Raw genomic sequence first — 4,740 nt, forward strand, 5'->3', positions numbered from 1 at the left:
CGGGCGGCGCGGTCGATCTCGGCATGCTGGGCGGCGGTCAGCGCGGCGCGGGGGACGGACGGCATCCGCCGAGTGTGGCCAGGACGACGGGTCGACGCCAACCCGTAACCGGCCGCAGGGGCAGCGAGGCCACCCCTGCGGCCGTCAGGTCAGTGGCCCCGGGCCAGCCACTCGGGGAGCTGCGGAGCCTCCGCGCCGATGGTGGTGCTGTCGCCGTGACCGGTGTGCACGACGGTCTGCGGCGGCAGCGTGAGCAGCCGGTCCCGGATCGAGTCGACGATGGTGCCGAAGTCGCTGTACGAGCGGCCGGTGGCGCCCGGTCCGCCGGCGAAGAGGGTGTCGCCGGTGAACACCACGTCGAGGTCGGCGGCGTACAGGCAGCAGGCGCCGGGACTGTGTCCGGGGGTGTGCAGCACGGTCAGCGGGGTGCCGGCCACCGTGATCGTCTCGCCGTCGGCGAGCGCACCGGCGGGCGGCTCGTCGGGGTGCACCATGTCCCAGAGCACCCGGTCGGCGGGGTGCAGCAGCACGGGCGCACCGGTGACGCGGGAGAGTTCCGGGGCCACGCGGACGTGGTCGTCGTGGGCGTGGGTGGCGACGATCGCGGTGACCCGGCGGCCGGCGACCACGGCGAGGATCGCCTCCACGTCGTGCGGGGCGTCGACGACGACGCATTCGGTGTCGTCGCCGATCACCCAGACGTTGTTGTCGACGTCGAAGGTCTGCCCGTCCAGGGAGAAGGTGCCGGAGGTGACGGTGTGGTCGATGCGGGCGGCCATCAGAAGACCACCACCGAGCGGAGCACGTCGCCACGGTGCATCCGGGCGAACGCCTCCTCGACGCCGTCGAGCGGGATCTCCTCGGTGACGAAGGCGTCGAGGTCGAGGCGGCCCTGGAGGTAGAGCTCGGTCAGCATCGGGAAGTCGCGGCTGGGCAGGCAGTCGCCGTACCAGCTGGACTTGAGCGCCCCGCCCCGGCCGAAGACGTCCAGCAGCGGCAGTTCGACCCGCATGTCGGGCGTGGGTACGCCGACCAGCACGACGGTGCCGGCCAGGTCACGGGCGTAGAAGGCCTGTTTCCAGGTCTCCGGCCGACCGACGGCGTCGATCACCACGTCGGCGCCGAAGCCGCCGGTGGCGGCCTGGATCTCGGCCACCGGGTCGGTCTCGGAGGCGTTGACGGTGTGGGTGGCGCCGAAGCGGCGGGCCCAGTCGAGCTTGCGGGAGTCGGTGTCCACCGCGATGATCGTGGTCGCTCCGGCCAGGGCGGCACCGGCGACGGCCGCGTCCCCGACGCCCCCGCAGCCGATCACGGCCACCGAGTCGCCCCGGGTCACGTTGCCGGTGTTCATGGCCGCGCCGAGACCGGCCATCACACCGCAGCCGAGCAGCCCGACGGCGGCCGGGCGGGCCGCCGGGTCCACCTTGGTGCACTGGCCGGCGTGCACCAGCGTCTTCTCGGCGAACGCGCCGATGCCCAGGGCCGGGGCGAGTTCGGTGCCGTCGACCAGGGTCATCTTCTGTGCGGCGTTGTGGGTGGCGAAGCAGTACCAGGGGCGACCCCGCCGGCAGGCCCGGCAGACGCCGCAGACGGCCCGCCAGTTGAGGATCACGAAATCGCCGGGGGCGACCGCGTCGACTCCGGCACCGACCTGTTCGACGATGCCCGCCGCCTCGTGGCCGAGCAGGAACGGGTAGTCGTCGTTGATGCCGCCCTCGCGGTAGTGCAGGTCGGTGTGGCAGACCCCGCAGGACTGCACGCGTACCACCGCCTCGCCGGGCCCGGGGTCGGGCACGACGATGTCGGTGACCTCGACGGGCGCGCCCTTGCTCCGCGAGATGACTCCCTTGACCTGCTGGCTCACGCTTTCCTCCTCGTCCGCACCGACGCGAAGCGCCGCCGCCGTTGCGCCGCGACGTCGCCGGTGGGGCGGCGACGCGCGCGGTCACTCCCGCTGGCGAACCTACCTGCGGGCGGGCGGCTGGGCACAGCTTCGGCGCGGCTTGCCGCCGGTCGGTGCCCGCCCTGGTCGCGGCGGGCGGCGTTGCGCCAGCGCAGCACCTGCACCACGCCGACGGCCCAGAGCACGTACTGCACCGAGAAGGCCCAGCGGTACGCGGTCAGGTCGGGGGCGGCCTGGCCCGCCGGGGTGACCAGGTCCAGCACCACGCCGATGGTGAGCACCAGGGTGATCGAGGCGACGAAACCGCCGACGTTGACGATGCCGGCGGCGCTGCCGAGGCGGCTGACCGGGTTGAAGGTCCGGGCGTAGTCGAGACCGATCATCGAGCCGGGGCCGCTGAGGGCCAGCACCAGCACCAGCGTGACCAGCAGCCAGCCGGGTGCCCGTCCCGGCCAGGCGAGCAGCACCGTCCAGACGGTGGCGGTGACGCCGACGACGGCGAAGACCAGCACCGAACGGTGGTGCGGGTGGCGGGCGCACAGATGCGCGACCAGCGGCGCGGTCAGCAGCATCCCCAACGTCAGGACGGTGAGCAGGGAGGCGGCGGTGGTCGGGCTGAGGCCCTGCCCCTGCACCAGGAACGGGAAGCCCCAGAGCAACGCGAAGACGGTGCCGGAGAACTGCGTGACGAAGTGGGTCCAGAGCCCGAGCCGGGTGCCCGGGTGCGCCCAGGCGGCGGCGAGCCGCCCGCCGACCGGGGCGGGGGTGGACACGGCGGGCCGATGCGGGGTGTCCCGGACGGCGGCGACCACCACCAGCAGCACGGCCGCGCCACCGCCGGCGGCGGTCAGGAAGGCGGTGGTCCAGCCGGTGTGGTGCAGCAGCGTCACCAGCGGTACGGCGGCCAGCACCGCACCGAGTTGGCCGAGTGTGCCGGTCAACTGGATCAGCAGCGGGTTGCGGCGGCCCGGGAACCAGAACGCGACCAGGCGCAGCACGCTGATGAAGCTCATCGCGTCGCCGAGACCGATCAGGACGCGGGCGGCCACCGCGAGGCGTACGTCGGCGACCAGGGCGAAGGCGAGTTGACCGGCGACCATCAGAAGACCGCCGGTGATCAGGAGCCGGCGCGAGCCGTACCGGTCGAGGAGCATCCCGACCGGCACCTGCATCACCGCGTACACGGCGAGTTGCGCGACGGTGAGGGTCGCCAGCGTGGCGGCGCTGATGTCGAAGCGTTGCGCCGCCTCCACGCCGGTCACGCCGAGGGAGGTGCGATGGAAGATCGCCGCGACGTACGCGCTGAGCGCCGCACCCCAGACGAGCAGGGCCCGGCCGGGCGGTGCCGGGAGCGGGGCCGGGGCGCTCACGAGGGGGTGCCGGGGTGCGAGGCGGTGGTCACACGCTCACCGGGGATCCCAGGAACACGCGTGCGGAGGTGTCGATGTGCGCGGCCACGGCGGCGAGCCACGCCTGCGGGTCGTCGCCGTCGAGGGCGGCGAGTTGTGCGGCGTGCTCGGTCAGGGCCGCCTCGGCCCAGCGGGGCGAGAGCCGGAAGCTCGCCTCGCCCATCCGGACCTGCCGGTCCCGTAGCCGTTGGTACAGCTCGGCGAGGATCTCGTTGCCGGCGGCGTCGACCACGGTGGCGTGGAACGCCCGGTCGGCGGCCATCAGGGCGGTCAGGTCACCGGCGGCGTGTGCGGCGCGCATCTCGGCGAGCCGCTCGGCCAACCGGTCACGGATCTCGGCGCGGCGGGGCCAGATGCGCTCGGCGGCGTGCACCTCGACGAGTCGGCGGGCCTCCACCACGTCGGCGATCTCGCGGGCGGACACCGGCAGGATGAGTGCGCCCCGCTTGGGATAGAGGCGGACCAGTCCCTCGGTCTCCAGGCGCAGCAGCGCCTCCCGGACCGGGGTCCGCGAGACGCCGGTCGCCTCGGCGATCTCGCCCTCGCTGACCAGGGCGCCGCCCGCGTACAGCTGCTCCAGGATGGCGCGTTTGAGGTGGTGGTAGGCCCGTTCGGCGGCGGAGGGCACGGCGACTCGACCGGCCACCGAGGGATGCGTCATGTATCTATCATCCGTCCGACAACGGACGTCGATGCGACCGGGGTGACCGGCGCGGACGCCCGCACTAGTGCGGGCGGCGCACCCGGCCCCGGTTGCCGACGGCGGTCAGCAGACGGCCGTGCCCGACCGGTGCGACCCGGGCCATCAGGTCCGGCAGCCGGGCCGACCAGCCGATCAGGACCCGTCCCCGGCGGCGGGCCACCCCGCGCAGCACCGCCTCGGCGGCGGTCCTCGGGTCGATGGTGAGCAGCCGCTCGAACCGCTGCCGGCCCACCTCGTACTCGGCCTCGTCCACGCCGCTGCCCACGCGGGCGTCGCGGGCGATGCGGGTCCGGATGCCGCCGGGATGCACGCAGGTCACGCCGACGCCGTCGGCGGCGAGCTCGTGTCGCAGCGCCTCGGTGAAGCCACGGACGGCGAACTTGCTGGCCGCGTAGGCGACCTGCCCGGGCGGGGCGATCAGACCGAAGAGGCTGGAGACGGTGACCAGGTGCGCCCCGGGCGCGGCCTTCAGCGCCGGCAGCAGGGCGTGGGTCAGCTGCGCCACAGCCCGGAAGTTGACCTCCATCACCCAGCTGAACTCGTCGAACGTCACCTCGTCGAAACGCCCGCCGAGCGCCACCCCGGCGTTGTTGACCAGCAGCCGGATGACCGGATGCCGGTCCCGGACCTGCCCGGCGACCGCCCCGGTGGCCGCCGCGTCGGCCAGGTCGACCACGCACGTGTCGACCGGCCGGCCGGGGTGTGCGGCGCGGACGGCGTCGGCC

Annotated in this window: 5 protein-coding genes; all 5 read right to left on the reverse strand. The window is 74.0% G+C overall.

Annotated features, from left to right (window positions below):
- Positions 1-149: 149 nt before the first annotated feature.
- The gene (locus tag EYA84_RS26840; RefSeq protein WP_131056501.1) at positions 150-779 is read right to left on the reverse strand and encodes an MBL fold metallo-hydrolase; all 630 of its coding nucleotides are present in this window, start codon (positions 777-779) and stop codon (positions 150-152) included.
- Positions 779-1,864 carry an S-(hydroxymethyl)mycothiol dehydrogenase gene (locus EYA84_RS26845; protein WP_131056503.1) on the reverse strand — a complete coding sequence of 362 codons (1,086 nt, stop codon included), beginning with the start codon at positions 1,862-1,864 and terminating at the stop codon, positions 779-781. The genes EYA84_RS26840 and EYA84_RS26845 overlap by 1 nt, the downstream gene beginning before the upstream one ends.
- Positions 1,861-3,273 carry a nitrate/nitrite transporter gene (locus EYA84_RS26850; RefSeq protein ID WP_131056505.1) on the reverse strand — a complete coding sequence of 471 codons (1,413 nt, stop codon included), beginning with the start codon at positions 3,271-3,273 and terminating at the stop codon, positions 1,861-1,863. Before EYA84_RS26850 ends, EYA84_RS26845 begins: the two co-directional genes overlap by 4 nt.
- Positions 3,274-3,301: 28 nt before the next feature.
- Positions 3,302-3,973: a GntR family transcriptional regulator gene (locus EYA84_RS26855; RefSeq protein ID WP_131056507.1), complete on the reverse strand. Its 672-nt coding sequence runs from the start codon at positions 3,971-3,973 to the stop codon at positions 3,302-3,304.
- Positions 3,974-4,037: 64 nt separating this feature from the next.
- The coding region (locus EYA84_RS26860) for an SDR family oxidoreductase (protein ID WP_131056509.1) at positions 4,038-4,740 on the reverse strand (703 nt) is incomplete at its 5' end.

The organism is Verrucosispora sp. SN26_14.1, from assembly GCF_004307965.1.
Taxonomy (GTDB): Bacteria; Actinomycetota; Actinomycetes; order Mycobacteriales; family Micromonosporaceae; genus Micromonospora.